This is a genomic window from Lentzea sp. NPDC036949, assembly GCF_055608075.1.
On the sequence record NZ_JBVJRA010000001.1, the window covers coordinates 669,820 to 685,045 of the forward strand.

11 protein-coding genes are annotated in these 15,226 nt (G+C 69.6%); 9 read left to right on the top strand and 2 right to left on the bottom strand.

Annotation, left to right across the window (positions count from 1 at the left end; genetic code table 11):
- Nucleotides 1-6: 6 nt before the first annotated feature.
- Both ACZ7CD_RS03460 and pdhA read right to left on the bottom strand, forming a co-directional pair.
- A complete protein-coding gene (locus ACZ7CD_RS03460; RefSeq protein WP_360394047.1) occupies nt 7-1,032 on the bottom strand; it encodes an alpha-ketoacid dehydrogenase subunit beta in 1,026 nt (341 codons plus the stop codon).
- On the bottom strand, nt 1,032-2,228 hold the full coding sequence (pdhA, locus tag ACZ7CD_RS03465) for a pyruvate dehydrogenase (acetyl-transferring) E1 component subunit alpha (protein ID WP_360394044.1): 1,197 nt from the start codon (nt 2,226-2,228) through the stop codon (nt 1,032-1,034). Before pdhA ends, ACZ7CD_RS03460 begins: the two co-directional genes overlap by 1 nt.
- Before the next feature lie 355 nt (nt 2,229-2,583).
- Here pdhA and ACZ7CD_RS03470 point away from each other — a divergent pair, with 355 nt between their 5' ends.
- The 9 genes from ACZ7CD_RS03470 (at nt 2,584) to ACZ7CD_RS03510 (ending at nt 15,144) form a co-directional block, all read left to right on the top strand.
- A complete protein-coding gene (locus ACZ7CD_RS03470) occupies nt 2,584-4,005 on the top strand; it encodes a M20/M25/M40 family metallo-hydrolase (RefSeq protein WP_470378260.1) in 1,422 nt (473 codons plus the stop codon).
- A gap of 75 nt (nt 4,006-4,080) precedes the next feature.
- Nucleotides 4,081-5,778 (top strand): ATP-binding protein, encoded by a 1,698-nt coding sequence (locus ACZ7CD_RS03475; protein ID WP_360394038.1) that lies wholly within the window; start codon nt 4,081-4,083, stop codon nt 5,776-5,778.
- A 63-nt stretch (nt 5,779-5,841) separates the two neighbouring features.
- Nucleotides 5,842-8,496, top strand: coding sequence for an MGH1-like glycoside hydrolase domain-containing protein (locus ACZ7CD_RS03480; protein ID WP_470372934.1), 2,655 nt, complete (start codon nt 5,842-5,844; stop codon nt 8,494-8,496).
- A gap of 258 nt (nt 8,497-8,754) precedes the next feature.
- Nucleotides 8,755-9,576, top strand: a complete 822-nt coding sequence (locus ACZ7CD_RS03485) for a transporter substrate-binding domain-containing protein (RefSeq protein WP_360394033.1) — start codon at nt 8,755-8,757, stop codon at nt 9,574-9,576.
- A gap of 74 nt (nt 9,577-9,650) precedes the next feature.
- On the top strand, nt 9,651-10,448 hold the full coding sequence (locus ACZ7CD_RS03490; RefSeq protein ID WP_360394031.1) for an amino acid ABC transporter permease: 798 nt from the start codon (nt 9,651-9,653) through the stop codon (nt 10,446-10,448).
- Nucleotides 10,445-11,206, top strand: coding sequence for an amino acid ABC transporter ATP-binding protein (locus tag ACZ7CD_RS03495; protein ID WP_360394028.1), 762 nt, complete (start codon nt 10,445-10,447; stop codon nt 11,204-11,206). The genes ACZ7CD_RS03490 and ACZ7CD_RS03495 overlap by 4 nt, the downstream gene beginning before the upstream one ends.
- Before the next feature lie 58 nt (nt 11,207-11,264).
- A complete protein-coding gene (locus ACZ7CD_RS03500; protein WP_458429891.1) occupies nt 11,265-13,376 on the top strand; it encodes a pentapeptide repeat-containing protein in 2,112 nt (703 codons plus the stop codon).
- Between the two features lie 72 nt (nt 13,377-13,448).
- Nucleotides 13,449-14,345 (top strand): ROK family protein, encoded by an 897-nt coding sequence (locus ACZ7CD_RS03505; protein ID WP_360394023.1) that lies wholly within the window; start codon nt 13,449-13,451, stop codon nt 14,343-14,345.
- 106 nt (nt 14,346-14,451) lie between these two features.
- Entirely contained in the window at nt 14,452-15,144 is a 693-nt protein-coding gene (locus ACZ7CD_RS03510) for a GntR family transcriptional regulator (protein ID WP_360394020.1), read from the top strand.
- Nucleotides 15,145-15,226: the final 82 nt, after the last annotated feature.

Below are 15,226 nucleotides of genomic sequence, written 5' to 3' on the forward strand. Positions count from 1 at the left end.
GTCCCCTTACCAGGCGAGAGAGCGGTCGACGGCGTGCAGCACCCGGTCGAGGTCGGGGAGGAACTCCTCCTCGAGCTTCGACGGCGGGTACGGGGTGTCGAAACCGGTCACCCGCAGCACCGGTGCCTGCAGGGAGTAGAAGCACTCCTGCTGGACCTTGGCCGCAATCTCGCTGGCGATCGAGGACTCGGACGGCGCCTCGGACACGACGACCAGCCGGCCGGTGCGGCGCACCGACTCGAACACCGGCTCCAGGTCGAGCGGCGACAGCGTGCGCAGGTCGATGACCTCCAGCGACGTGCCGTCCTCGGCGGCCGCGTTGGCGGCGTCGAGCGAGGTGCGGACCATCGGGCCGTAGGCGACCAGCGTGGCGTCCGTGCCGGAGCGCAGCACGCGCGACTCGAACAGCTTGCCGGGCTGGGTCGTGGTGTCGACCTCGCCCTTCTCGTAGTAGCGGCGCTTGGGCTCGAAGAACAGCACCGGGTCGTCGCAGTCGATCGCCTGCTGGATCATCCAGTACGCGTCGGCCGGGTTCGAGCACGAGACGACCTTGAGGCCGGCGGTGTGCGCGAAGTACGACTCCGGGGACTCCGAGTGGTGCTCGACCGCACCGATGCCGCCACCGAACGGCACGCGGATCACGATGGGCATCTTGATCTTGCCCTGCGTGCGGTAGTGCAGCTTCGCGACCTGCGACACGATCTGGTCGAAGCCGGGGAAGATGAAGCCGTCGAACTGGATCTCGCACACCGGGCGGTAGCCGCGGATCGCGAGGCCCACGGCGGTGCCGATGATGCCGGACTCCGCGAGCGGCGTGTCCAGCACGCGCTGCTCACCGAAGTCCTTCTGCAGGCCGTCGGTGATGCGGAAGACGCCACCGAGCTTGCCGATGTCCTCGCCCATCATGATGACCTTGGGGTTGGCCTCCATGGCCGCCCGCAGGCCCATGTTGAGCGCCTTCGAGATCGTGAGCGTCTGCACCGGGGTCGCCGGGGCGGCAGCGGTGGAGCGGTCCATCGTCGGAGCAGCCATCAGTGCTCACCTCCAGCAAAACCCGAGACGTAGTCGAGGAACTCATCGCGCTGCGCGTCGAGGTTGGGGTTCCCCTCCGCGTAGACGTTGCTGAAGATCCGTTCAGCCGGCGGGTCGGGCATGTTCGTGCAGAACTCCCGCAGCTCCTCGCCGAGCTTGTCGGCATCCGCCTCGACGCCCTCGAAGAACGCGCTGTCGGCCCACTGCTGCTTCACGAGGTAGACCTTGACCCGCTCGATCGGATCCTTGAGCTTCCACATCTCCAGCTCGTCCGACAGCCGGTAGCGGGTCGGGTCGTCGGAGGTGGTGTGCGCGTCCATCCGGTAGGTGAACGCCTCGATCAGGATCGGGCCGTTGCCGTGGCGGCACTCGTCGAGCGCCCACTTCGTCACGGCGAGCGTGGCCAGCACGTCGTTGCCGTCGACCCGGATGCCGGGGAAGCCGTAGCCGCGGGCGCGCTGGTACAGCGGCAGGCGCGACTGGCGCTCGGTGGGCTCGGAGATGGCCCACTGGTTGTTCTGGCAGAAGAAGACCAGCGGCGCGTCGTAGACCGCGGCCCACACGAAGCCCTCGTGCACGTCACCCTGGCTGGTCGCGCCGTCGCCGAAGAAGCACATGGTGGCTTCTCCCTCGTCGTCGCCGACCTTGCCGTCGAACTTCTGGCCCATCGCGTACCCGGCCGCGTTGAGGACCTGGTTGCCGATGACGATCGTGTACGGGTGGAAGCGCTTCTCGACCGGGTCCCAGGTGCCCTGGTCGGTGCCGCGGAAGATGCCGAGCAGCTCCGTCGGGTTGATCCCGCGGGTCCACGCGATGCCGTGCTCGCGGTAGCTCGGGAAGGCCATGTCGGTCGGGCGCATCGCGCGGCCGGCACCGATCTGCGCGGCCTCCTGGCCCAGCAGCGGCACCCAGATGCCGAGCTGGCCCTTGCGCTGCAACGCGTTCGCCTCGCGGTCGACGCGGCGGATCAGGACCATGTCGCGGTACAGGCCGCGCAGCTCCTCCGCCGAGATGTCGATGTCGAAGTCGGGGTGCTCGACCCGCTCGCCCTCGGGGGTGAGGAGCTGCACCAGGTCGGCGCCGCCCTCGTCGGTCGCTCGCAAGCCCGCGATCACCTGTTCCGCCGTCGGTTTCGCGGCAGTGGCGGCCGGCGCTGCGTCCGGCTCAGGGTGCGTCCATTGCTCAGGGGACGACATGCGCCTTCTCCTCTGTCTTCTCCGACCGCCCGATCGCTCGTGACGACCTCGTGCGGCGACGTCGGCGGTCGCCGCCAGCCCTGTGGGGCCGGAGGCAGCCGTCGACGGTGACGGTGGCTTACGACCACATCCTGACACGGCCTCACCCGAGTTGGTGAGACCCGTCCCACTTCGTAACACACGAGTCAACGTTCTGATCAGCGACAACAGTCGGAGGTTCGACCTTTTGTCCTCCGAGTAGGACGTCCGACTACCGGACGCCACTGTCCCGGTTACCGATCGTTAACTTCTGTGCGGGCCTCCTGGTAAGAGTCTGACGACGCGGGCAGAGGCGGAGTCGTGACAGGATCGAGAGGTGGACCGCTCCGTTGTGACCAGCACCGTCCGGACGCTCTGGGACTCCGAGATCGTCCCGAGCCTGTCTCGGCTCGTGGCCGTGCCTGCCGTTTCCCCCGCCTTCGACCCGGCGTGGGAGGAACACGGCGAACTGGCCGCCGCCATCGACCACGTGCGCGCGTGGATCGCCTTGCGAAACCTCCCCGGCGCGACCCTGGAGGTCGTCCAACTGGCGGGACGCACGCCGCTGCTCGTGGTCGACGTGCCGGCCTCCGGCAACTCCGGCGACGACACGGTGTTGCTCTACGGACACCTCGACAAGCAGCCCCCGGTGGGCGGGTGGGGCGAAGGACTCGGCCCCTGGACCCCTGTGCTGCGTGACGGACGTCTCTACGGGCGCGGCGCTGCCGATGACGGTTACTCCGGTTATGCCGCAGTTGCCGCAATCGAGGCCGTGCGCGCGTCGGGCGGTTCGCACGCCCGTTGCGTCGTGCTGCTGGAGACCGGCGAGGAGTCCGGTTCGCCCGATCTGCCGGCGTACCTGGAGCACCTGTCCGACCGGCTGGGCCGCGTGTCGCTGGTCGTCTGCCTCGACTCGGGCGGCTCCGACTACGACCGCATGTGGCTGACCACGTCGCTGCGCGGGTTGGTGCAGGTCACGGTCACCGTGCGGGTGCTGGAGGGCGGCCTGCACTCCGGCATGGCGTCGGGCATCGTGCCGTCGTCGTTCCGGATCGCCCGCACCCTGCTCGACCGCATCGAGAACTCCGAGACCGGCGAGGTCCTGGTGCCGGAGATGCACGTCGAGATCCCCGCTCACCGGCTGGCGGAGGTCCGCGAGGCCGTCGAGGCCGCACCAGGTGCCCTGTGGGACCCGGTCCCGCGCGTCGGCGACCTGCGGCCGATGTCCCCGGACGAGGTCGAGCTCGCGCTGAACTCCGGTTGGCGGCCCACCCTGTCCGTGACCGGCGCCGAGGGCCTGCCGCTGCCCGACGACGCGGGCAACGTGCTGCGCCCGTACACCTCGCTGGTCCTGTCGTTCCGCCTGCCGCCGACCGCGTCCTCCGCGGCCGCGCTGGAGGCGGTGCGCACGCTGCTCACCACCGACGTGCCCTACAACGCGACCGTGGAGCTCTCCCGCGTCGAGGCCGCCGACGGCTGGAACGCGCCCGAGCTGGCCCCGTGGCTGTCCGCCGTGCTCGACGAGGCGGGCAAGGACGTCTTCGGGGCACCGTGGCGGACCGTGTCGCTGGGCGGCTCGATCCCGTTCATGGGGCTGCTGCACGAGGCGTACCCGGAGGCGCAGTTCGTGGTCACCGGCGTGATCGGACCGGACTCGAACTGCCACGTGCCGGACGAGTGGCTGCACCTGGCGCACGCGGCCAGGGTCACCGAGGCGGTCGCGCTGGTGCTGGACGCGCACGCGGCACAGGGGTCATAACCCTCCGCTACTCCCCACTACTCTCAAGTACTCTCCACTCAGTTGGAGAGTACTTGAGAGCAGAGAGTGGTGCCGGTGGACACCTCAGCGTTGACCTCACTCGTCGACCGCCTGCGCCGAGCAGGCGCGGAGATGGCCGACGTCGAGGTGAAGGCCGCTGCGGGCGGCCTGCCGAAGAGCACGCTCGAGACGCTGTCCGCGTTCGCCAACACCCACGGCGGCACCCTCGTCCTGGGCTTGGCCGAGAACGAGGGGTTCCGGCCGGTTGAGCTCACGGCTCCGGCCAAGTTGCGCGACGACCTGGCTTCGCAGGCGAGCGACTCCCTGCACCCGCCGCTGCGCATCGCGGTGGACGTCCTGGACTTCGAGGGCGCACCGGTCGTGGTCGCCGAGATCGACCCGCTCCCAGCGGACCAACGGCCTTGCTACGTCGAGGCGAAGGGCATCGCGTCCGGCTCCTACGTCCGCGTCGGTGACGGCGACCGCCGGATGACGCAGGTGGAGATCGGTCTGGCGATCGCCAACCGCGGCCAACCCCGCTACGACCTGGAGGCCGTGCCGGACGCCGTCGTCGGCGACCTGGACCGGGTCGCCTTCGGTCGCACGATCGAACGCGTCCGCCAGACCACCCGCGCGTTCCGCGACGTGGACGAGGTCACGGCATTGGAGCGCATGCGCGTCCTGGTCCGTGCCGACAACGGTCACCTGGTCCCGTCCCTGGGCGGGCTGTTGACGTTCGGCACCTACCCGCAGCAGTACTTCCCCCAGCTCACCGTGTCGGTCGTGGTCTACGGCGGTGACGACACCGAAGCGCGTTTCACGGACAACCCGGTGATCCGCGGTCCGATACCCGAGCTGGTGGCCGAGACCATGGCGGTGCTGCGCCGCCACATGCGCACCCGTTCGTTCGTCGACGGCTCCGGCAGGCGCGAGATGCCGGACTACCCGATGGAAGCGGTTCGCGAGGCCGTGGTCAACGCCGTGCTGCACCGCGACTACAGCGGTGGCACGAGGGGTGTCCAAGTACAGATCGAGCTGCACCCGGACCGGCTGGTCGTCCGCAGCCCAGGCGGCCTCTTCGGTCCGGTCCTGCTCGAGGACCTCGGCGCCGAGGGCGTCAGCTCGTCGCGCAACGCGTTCCTCGCCTCGCTGCTGTCGGACACCTTCCTGCCGGGCAGCGATCGGCTCGTAGCGGAGAACAGGGCGTCCGGCATCCCCGCGATGATCAGGGAGTTGCAGCGCTCGGGACTGGCGCGACCGATCTTCCGCAGTCCGTTGAGCCGGTTCGAGGTGGAGTTCAGCCGGTCCGAACTGCTCGACCTCAGAACGCGGCGGTGGCTCACCGGGCTCCGGCAGTCGGGACTCACCCAGCTGCACGAGCTCGCACTCGCCACCATGTTCCACGGCCGGCCGATCAGCAACGCGGCCCTCCGGCAGTTCGGGGCGAGTCGGGCGGAGGCCACGACCGTGCTCCGCGACCTGGTCACCAAGGAGCTGGCGGTCCGCACGGGCGGCCGGCGGTACGCGACCTATTCGCTGGGCGTGACCGCCGAGACGCCCGATCTGTTCACCGTCGACCAACCCCGACCAGAGGTTGCCGACGCACTCCGCGTGAGGGGGGTGGCGCGCGCGGCCGAGCTCGCCGCCGCCACCGGCTACTCGCGGCAGACAGTGCTGACCAGACTGGACGAGTTGGTCAAGGCCGGTCTGGCGCGGGTCGAGGGCGCACCCAACAGCCCCAAGCGCAGGTACTTGTGGGCAGGGCTCGAGTGAGGAACGACTCAGCGCTGACCAGGAGGTGACCGGACCTCCGAATCCGTGACGCACACTGGGCCGATGGGCGAAGAAGCGGAACGGGCGCGTCTCGCGGAGTCGGGCACACCGACTTCGCCGTGGCGGCTGTGGGGGCCGTACCTCTCCGGCCGGCAGTGGGGCACGGTCCGCGAGGACTACTCGCCCGGCGGTGACGCCTGGGCGTCGTTCCCGTTCGACCACGCCCGCTCGCGGGCCTACCGGTGGGGCGAGGACGGCATCGCGGGCATCTGCGACGTGCACGGGTTCCTCAACCTCGCCCTGGCGCTGTGGAACGGCAGGGACCCGATCCTCAAGGAGCGGTACTTCGGTCTCGCCAACGAGGAGGGCAACCACGGCGAGGACGTCAAGGAGCACTGGTGGGTGACCGACGGGACGCCCACCCACTCCTGGATGCAGGTGGTCTACCGCTACCCGCAGCGCGAGTACCCGTACGAGCGGCTCAGGGAGATGGCGCGCACCGCGGGGCGGGAGAACCGGGAGCCGGAGCTGTCCGACACCGGGGTGCTCGACGAGAACCGGTTCTTCGACGTCGTGGTCACGTACGCGAAGGCGGAGACCGACGACATCTGCGTCGAGATCAGCGCCACGAACTGCGGGCCGGAGGACGCGCCGCTGCACCTGCTGCCGCAGCTGTGGTTCCGCAACACCTGGGCGTGGGGGCGGGACGGGCGGCCGTGCCGGCTGGTCGCGAGCACCACGACCGGGCGCAAGGTGACCGCGGACCACGGCAACCTCGGCCGGTACACGCTGCACCTGGACGACTCGCCGTCGTTGCTGATGACGGACAACGAGAGCAACGAGGTGGCGCTCTTCGGGGCCGAGCGCAACCCGTCGCCGTGGGCCAAGGACGGCATCTGCGAGTACGTGGTGCGCGGCTCGACCAGCGCCTGCCAGGTCGTGGGGCCGGACGACCCCGGTGCGGCGGGCACGAAGTTCGCGGCCTGGTACTCGTTCGACCCGGTGGAGCCGGGCGAGACGGTGACGGTGCGGCTGCGGCTGACCGGCGGCGACGGGCACGTGGACCCGTTCGGGCCGAGCTTCGCCGAGACCATGGCCGCCCGCAGGCGGGAGGCCGACGAGTTCCACGACGCGATCGCGCCCGAGGCGGGGCCTGAGCAGAGGCACGTGCTGCGGCGCGCGCTCGCCGGTCTGATGTGGACGAAGCAGCACTACCGCTTCCGCACCCGCGACTGGCTCGACGGCGACCCGACGAAGCCCGAGGCGCCCAGCTCGCGGCGCACCCCCGAGGCGCGCAACGTGCACTGGCGGCACCTCGACGTGGCCGACGTGATCTCGATGCCGGACGAGTGGGAGTACCCCTGGTTCGCGGCGTGGGACCTCGCGTTCCACACGATCCCGTTCACGCTGGTCGACCCGGCGTTCGCGAAGGAGCAGCTGCTGCTGTTCTGCCGCGAGTGGATGATGCACCCGAACGGCCAGATCCCCGCCTACGAGTGGGAGTTCGGCGACGTCAACCCGCCCGTGCACGCGTGGGCGGCGCTGCAGGTCTACCGCGCGGACGGCAGCAGGGACCGCGGGTTCCTCGCCAAGGTCTTCCACAAGCTGCTGCTGAACTTCTCCTGGTGGGTCAACCGCAAGGACGCCGGCGGCAGCTACCTGTTCGAGGGCGGCTTCCTCGGCATGGACAACATCGGCCCGGTCAACCGGTCGGAGCCGATGCTCGGCGAGTGGCGGCTGGAGCAGTCCGACGCCACGTCGTGGATGGCCGCCTACAGCCTGCACCTCATGCAGATCGCGCTGGAGCTGGCGCGCGACGACGAGTCGTACGAGGACGTGGCGACCAAGTTCGTCGAGCACTTCCTGTCGATCGCGGAGGCGTTCACGCACTTCGGGTCGTCGGGCAGCGGCATCTGGCACGACGAGGACGGCTTCTGCTACGACCGGGTCTCCCGGCGCGCCCACGACGGGTCAGTGGAGTCCGAACCGGTGCGGGTGCGGTCGATGGTGGGCCTGATCCCGCTGCTGGCGTCCGCGGTGCTGGAACCGTGGGTGCTGGAGGAGCTGCACGGCTTCACGTCACGCCTGGAGCACCTGCTCAAGCGGCGGCCGGAGCTGCGGCAGTTCATCACGTTCCACTACGAGCGCGGCGCGTTCGCGTCGTTGCTGGACGAGCACAGGCTGCGGCGGGTGCTGCACCGGATGCTCGACGAGCACGAGTTCCTCTCGCCGCACGGCATCCGGTCGCTGAGCGCCGCGCACCGCGAGGGCCTGGAGGTCAAGGTCGCCGGGCAGGACCACCGGATGGGCTACGAGCCGGGCGAGTCGCACACCCCGATGTTCGGCGGCAACTCGAACTGGCGCGGCCCGGTCTGGCTGCCCACGAACGCCCTGCTGGTCGAGGCGCTGCGCACGGTCGAGGCGTTCCACCGCGGCGAGTTCCAGGTGGAGATGCCGACGAACTCCGGGCGGGCGATGACGGCCGGTCAGGTCGCGGACGAGCTGAGCGACCGGCTGGTCGGGCTGTTCCTGCCCGACCACGACGGGCGCCGGCCGTCGGACGGCAAGCGGATCGAGGCGTCGGAGTCACCCCTTTGGCGGCGGCACGTGACGTTCAGCGAGTACTTCGACGGCGACACGGGCGAAGGGCTCGGGGCGACGCACCAGACGGGGTGGACGGCGCTGGTGGCGGGGCTGCTCGCGGAACGGAGCAGCTGAGGCGGAACCGGACCGACCCGCGGTCCCCGTGATCAAATCCTGATCAAGGACGCGCTCGCAGTTCGTCACCATTCGTGTGCAATACGTGCAGACGTTGTGTGATCTAGGCCAATTTGCGCAACATCCTGCGGCCGATTTGCCCATGTCACGCAAAATTGTTGCAACGGAGTGGCCTGTAACACGCACGTGCTGTCCACCACGTCACCCGGGTGGCAGTATCCCGTTCACTCGTCCGCAACAGTTACGAGGAGTGACGCAGTGGCTCGTCGAACCAGGCACGTGCTCGCCCTGCTGCCCGCAGCGGCCCTAGCGCTGACCGCGCTGACCGGCTGCGCGACGAGCACCAACAGCGGTGGCGGCACCAGCAGCGACAGCGGGGTGAAGCTCGTCAAGGACGGCAAGCTCGTCACCTGCACGCACCTGTCGTACAAGCCCTTCCAGTACAGCGAGGGCGACAAGACCATCGGCTTCGACGTCGACCTCGTCGACCTGGTGGCCAAGAAGCTGAACGTCCAGCAGGAGATCCTCGACACCGCGTTCGAGGGCATCCAGAACGGCCAGAGCCTCAACGTCGGCGACTGCGACGTCGCCGCCGCGGCGATGACGATCACCGACGAGCGCAAGAAGGCGCTCGACTTCTCGGACCCGTACTTCGACGCCGAGCAGGCCCTGCTCGTGAAGAAGGGCACCGGTTACAAGGACCTGGCCGCGCTGAAGGGCAAGAAGCTCGGCGTGCAGCAGTCCACCACCGGTGAGATCTACGCGAACGAGAACAAGGAGAAGTACGGCTACGAGGTCGTGCAGTTCGAGGACCTGACGTTGCAGGAGACGGCGGTCCGCACCGGGTCCGTCGACGCCGCGATCAACGACAACGGCCCGCTGTACGACTACGCCAAGGAGTTCCCCGACACCGAGGTGACGACGGAGTTCCCGACCGGCGACAAGTACGGCATCGGCATCAAGAAGGACAACAAGGCCCTGCTCGACGTCGTCAACCAGGTGTTGAAGGACGCGAAGAGCAGCGGCGAGTACGACAAGATCTACGAGAAGTGGTTCGGCAAGAAGCCGGCGTCGAAGTAAGCGGCTTCCCACGGGGTCGGCAGAGGACCTGCCGACCCCGTCTCACGTCCGGACCGATCCGCTAGGAGCCTCACATGGCGCTGTCCAAGCGAAAGCGCGCCACATACTTCAGGTACGCGCAGTACGGCCTGCTGGTGCTGGTCGCACTGGTGGTGGCGTTCACCGCGAACTGGTCGGAGATCGCGCACACGTTCTTCGACGTGGATACCGCGGGGGCGATGTTCCCCGAGCTCATCACGGTCGCGTTCAAGAACACCGTCATCTACACGCTGTTCGGGTTCGGGCTCGCGTTGGTGCTCGGCCTGCTGCTGGCACTGATGAAGCTCTCGTCGGTGGCACCGTACCGGTGGATCGCCACCGTCTACATCGAGTTCTTCCGCGGTGTCCCCGCCCTGCTGGTGTTCCTCGCGTTCACCGTCGCGGTGCCGCTGGCGTTCCAGCTGAAGTTCGACATCTACTCGATCGTGATGATGGCGCTCGGCCTCGTCGGCGGTGCCTACATCGCGGAGACGGTCCGCGCCGGCATCCAGGCGGTGCCGAAGGGCCAGGTCGAGGCCGCGCGCTCGCTGGGCATGTCGCGGGGCCGCGCGATGATCACGATCGTGATCCCGCAGGCGTTCCGGATCATCCTGCCGCCGCTGACCAACGAGCTGATCCTGCTCACCAAGGACTCGTCGCTGGTCTACGTCATCGGCCTGGCGCGCGACGACTACGAGCTGCTCAAGTTCGGCCGCGAGTTCCTCAGCCGCAGCCCCACGCTGACGCCGATCCTCGTGGTCGGCCTGTCCTACCTGGTGATCACGCTGCCGCTGGGCTACCTGTCGCGGTACCTGGAACGGCGCTCCGGCGGGAAGAAGGTGGCCGTCGTATGAGCGACGTCAGTGTCGAGATCAGCGGGCTGAAGAAGTCGTTCGGCCCGCTCGAGGTCCTGAAGAACATCGACCTCCAGGTCAACCGCGGTGACGTGGTCTGCATCATCGGCCCGTCCGGTTCCGGCAAGTCCACGTTGCTGCGCTGCATCAACCTGCTGGAGGAGCCCCAGGGAGGCCGGATCGTCGTCAACGGCGTCGAGCTCACCGACCCGGACGTCGACATCGACCTCGCGCGCACGAAGATCGGCATGGTCTTCCAGGGCTTCAACCTGTTCGCGCACCTCAACGTCATGAACAACCTGACCGTGGCGCAGCGCAAGGTGCTCAAGCGCAGCGAGCAGGCGGCGAACGAGATCGCGTTGCGCAACCTCGAACGCGTGGGGCTCAAGGAGAAGGCCAACTCCATGCCCGCGGAGCTGTCCGGCGGGCAGCAGCAGCGCGTGGCGATCGCCCGCGCGCTGTCGATGGACCCCGAGGTGATGCTGTTCGACGAGCCGACCTCCGCGCTCGACCCCGAGCTCGTCGGTGACGTGCTCGGCGTCATGCGGCAGCTCGCCGACGAGGGCATGACCATGCTGGTCGTCACGCACGAGATGCAGTTCGCCCGCGAGGTCGCCGACAAGGTGATCTTCATGGACGGCGGCTACATCGTCGAGGCGGGCCCGGCGGCCGAGGTGATCGGCAACCCGCAGGAGGAGCGCACCAAGTCGTTCCTGTCGCGCGTGCTCGACCCGACGCACCAGGGGCCGTCCGCGTAGCCGCGCCGGTTCCCCGTGATCGACCTCGAAACGCGGCGCGGCCGGTCACACTGGTGCGGTGGCCACGCAGAAGAGGCTCCCTGCGGCTGACGTACTGCGCGGCCTGGGGGAGAACGAGAACAGCACCGGCGGTGGCGGGTGGCGGTTGCCGCGGCGCAAGCCGAGCACCCCACCCGTCATCCGCGTGGTGGACCACGTCGTCACCGGCGTGCTCGACCTGCGCGCGGTCGAGGTGCCGTACGTGCTGGAGTTCGAGCGCTGCCGGTTCGAGGCGACACCGGACCTGCGGCAGGCGAACCTCGCCGGCATCTCCTTCACCGACTGCGACCTGCCCGGTCTGCAGGCGCGCAACCTGCACAGCAGCAATGACGTCTCGCTGCTCGGCTGTCGCGTCGGCGGGCTCGTCGACCTGACCGACGCCGACATCGCGGGCTCGGTCCTGTTGCGCGACAGCGAGTTCAGCGTTCCCGGCGGGCTGTGCGTGCACGCCGACCGGGTGACGCTCGCCGGCGCGTTGCTCGGCTTCGGCATCCGCACCGAGGGCGAGATCCGGATCGCCGGTGCGCGGATCGGCGGCAACGTCAACCTCGTCAGCGCGGTGCTGAGCAACGCCGACGGGTTCACGTTGAACGGCAACGGGGTGCAGGTCGGCGGCAACTTCCTCGGCACGTTCACCTCGCACGGCGTGGTGTTCCTCGCGAACGCCCGGATCAGCTCGGCGTTGTCGTTGCGCGGCGCGGTGCTGTCGCGCGGCGCGGAGTTCGACGAGACCACCGACCCGCACGCGGACCCGTCGGCGACGCTGGTCCTCGACCGCGTGGACGTGTCCGGTGACGTCGAGCTCGACCGCGGTTTCACCAGTGCGGGCACGATCCGCGCGGTGAACGCGAAGATCGGCGGCACGCTGTCGTTCGCCGACGCCGTGCTGGACGCCGTGTCGCCCCCCGCCGTCGGCACCGAGCCGACCGGCGCCGGGCGCGCGTTGCACGTCGACGGCGCGGAGATCGGCGGTGACGTCGTGGGCCGCGGCGTGCACATCCAGGGCCAGCTGCGGATGGTCGACACGCACGTGCGCGGCAGCATCACCGTGGAACGCGCCGTTGTGGACAACCCGTTCGCGGACGCCGTGCTGGCGAACCGGACGCGGGTGGGCAGCAACTTCGTGGTGCGCGAGTCGAACGTCTCCGGCGGGCTGGAGCTGCGCGCCGTGACCGTGGGCGCGAACCTCGACCTGCGCGGCAGCCGGTTGACCAAGCCGGGCAAGTACCGCCACCAGCCGCGGGAGAAGCCGTCGCTGGACATCGGCGGTGCCACCATCGGCCGCGACCTCATCTGCGCGCGCGGTGAGAAGGAGTTCGTGGCGCACGGCGGGGTGCGGTGCCGGCGCGCGGTGATCGGCCGCATGGCGAACTTCAACGGCGGCGTGCTCGGCTACAAGCTCGACAGCCACGCGTTGAACGGCATGGGCATGCAGGTCCAGGAGCTGATGCTGAACGTGGTGTCACCGCCGAAGGGTCTCGTGACGCTGCGGCAGGCGCGCTGCAACTCGTTGGACGACAACGAGAACTTCTGGAACGCCACCGGTTTCATCGACCTCGACGACTTCCGCTACGACTCGCTGGCCCACCCGATCGACCTGCGCGACGACGCCCAGGTCGAGCAGCGGCTGCGCTGGCTGCGGCACGCGATGCGGCGCAGCTACCACCCGCGCCCGTACGACCAGTTCGCGGAGATGCTGACCGCAGCCGGCAACGAGGAGCACGCCTCCACCGTGCTGATCGAGAAGCAGCGCCTGCGGTACCGCGCGGTCGCCGAGGGCATGCGGTTCTTCGGGCCGCTGGTGCTGCTGTGGAGCTTCCTGCAGCGCTCGATGGTCGGCTACGGCTACCGCCCGGCGCGCGCGTTGGGGTGGCTGATCACCGCGTGGCTGATCGGGAGCATCTGGTTCCAGCACAAGGGCCCGCTGGTGCCGATCAACGAGGACGACCACCTGCCGTGGAACGCGTGGCTCTACACGATCGACCTGGTCGTGCCCATCGTGGACTTCGGCAACAAGAACCGCTGGCAGACGCCCGGCACGTCGATGTGGATCGCGTCCGGCCTGATCGTGTCCGGCTGGGTGCTGGCGACGACCGTGGCTGCCGGTCTCACCCGGATGCTGAAGCGCTGACCCCGCCGCCACACCGTCCACTGTGATCGGTGTGGAGCCGCTGCCGGGGTGCGCGGATTAGGATCGGCGACCGTGACTGATCTGGTGCTGGCACTGGACTTCGGCGGCACCAAGATCGCCGCCGCCCTCGTCGACCCCTCCGGCGCGGTGGTGCGGACCACCCGCGTCCCCACTCCCGCCGCGGACCCGTGGCCCGCGGTGTCGTCGCTGGTCACGTCGGTGGTCGCCGACGTGGCGGTGGCCGGTGTGGGCATCGCCTCGGCCGGCCCGGTCAACACGGTGGACGGCACCGTGTCGCCGATCAACGTGCCGTCCTGGCGGAACTTCCCGCTGCGCGACTCGGTGGCGTCCCTGCTCCCCGGCGTGCCGGTGGAACTGGCCGGCGACGGCGTCTGCATGGCCCTCGGTGAGCACTGGCGCGGCGCCGGCCAGGGCAGCCGCTACCTGGTCGGCCTGGTCGTCTCGACCGGCGTCGGCGGCGGCCTGGTCCTCGACGGCCGTCCGTTCGGCGGTCGCACCGGAAACGCCGGCCACATCGGCCACGTCGTCGTGGACCCGGACGGCACGCCGTGCACGTGCGGTGGCCGCGGCTGCGTGGAAACCGTGGCCGCAGGCCCCCGCATGGTCGCCTGGGCGCGCCACGCGGGCTGGCAGGCCCCGGACGACGCCGACGCCGCCCTGCTCGCCGCCGCAGCGCTCGCCGGTGAGGAGATCCCGCTGGCCGCCTTCGACCGCGCTGGCCAAGCCGTCGGGATGGCCATCGCGGGGGCGGCTGCGGTGTGCGACCTGGACGTGGCGGTGATCGGCGGCGGGGTGGCGCAGGCCGGTGAGCTGCTGTTCGAGCCGGTGCGGCGGGCGTTGAAGTCGCACGCCGGTTTGTCGTACCTGGCGGGTCTTGAGGTGCGGGCGGCGGAGCTCGGTGGGGAAGCGGGGTTGGTCGGGGCGGCGGCGCTGGTCCAGGCACGGTGAGGCGGGGCAGGCGCGATCCGGTGCGGCGATGCGTGGGCACCGGCGCGCGATTGTAGAATTGTTGAACGATACTGCAATCGAACGATCCCGCAAATAGACTGGCGCGGTGACCGAGACGTGGGTGTCGACGCTGGCGCAGGGCAAGGGCGGCCTGGAGCGGGCCAGCACCGCGCAGAAGGTCGCCGACATGCTGCGCGAGCGCGTGCTCGACGGGGAGCTGGCACCGGGCCTGCGGCTCAGCGAGGAGGCGATCGGCGGGGCGCTCGGGGTCAGCCGCAACACGCTGCGGGAGGCGTTCCGGCTGCTCACGCGGGATCGAATTCTCGTGCACGAGCACAGCCGCGGGGTGTTCGTGCGGACGCCGACGGCCGAGGACGTGCGCGACCTCTACGCGGCGCGGCGGGTGATCGAGTGCGGTGCGCTGCAGAAGTGGGCCGACGTCGACGAGGCGCGGCGCAACGCGGTGCGGATGCCGGTCGAGGAAGCGCTCTCGCACGGGTCCAGGAAGGACTGGGGGCGGGTCGGGACGGCCAACGTGCGGTTCCACCGCGGGATCGTGGGGCTGGCGGGCAGCAGCCGGCTGAGCGAGGAGTCCGACCGGCTGTTCGCGGAGCTCATGCTGGCGTTCCGGGTGGTCAGCGATCCGAAGCGGCTGCACCTGGCGTACCTGCCGCTGAACCGGGAGATAGTCGAGCTGCTCAACGCGGGTGACGTGGACCGCGCGACCGGCAAGCTGCGGGAGTACTTCGACCTCGCGGAGGCCGACCTCGTCGAGCAGCTCGGGGAAGCGCGGAGCTGACCGCCCAAAGAAAGTGTTAAGCGGAGTGCAACGATTCCGATCAGCGTGCTGACGAGCCGTGTCGTCAGGCCTAACATCCGCG

Coding starts and splice junctions, on each gene's coding strand:
- ACZ7CD_RS03460 (WP_360394047.1), bottom strand. CDS start 1,032: ATGGCTGCTCCGACGATGGACCGCTCCACCGCTGCCGCCCCGGCGACC.
- pdhA (WP_360394044.1), bottom strand. CDS start 2,228: ATGTCGTCCCCTGAGCAATGGACGCACCCTGAGCCGGACGCAGCGCCG.
- ACZ7CD_RS03480 (WP_470372934.1), top strand. CDS start 5,842: ATGGGCGAAGAAGCGGAACGGGCGCGTCTCGCGGAGTCGGGCACACCG.
- ACZ7CD_RS03490 (WP_360394031.1), top strand. CDS start 9,651: ATGGCGCTGTCCAAGCGAAAGCGCGCCACATACTTCAGGTACGCGCAG.
- ACZ7CD_RS03495 (WP_360394028.1), top strand. CDS start 10,445: ATGAGCGACGTCAGTGTCGAGATCAGCGGGCTGAAGAAGTCGTTCGGC.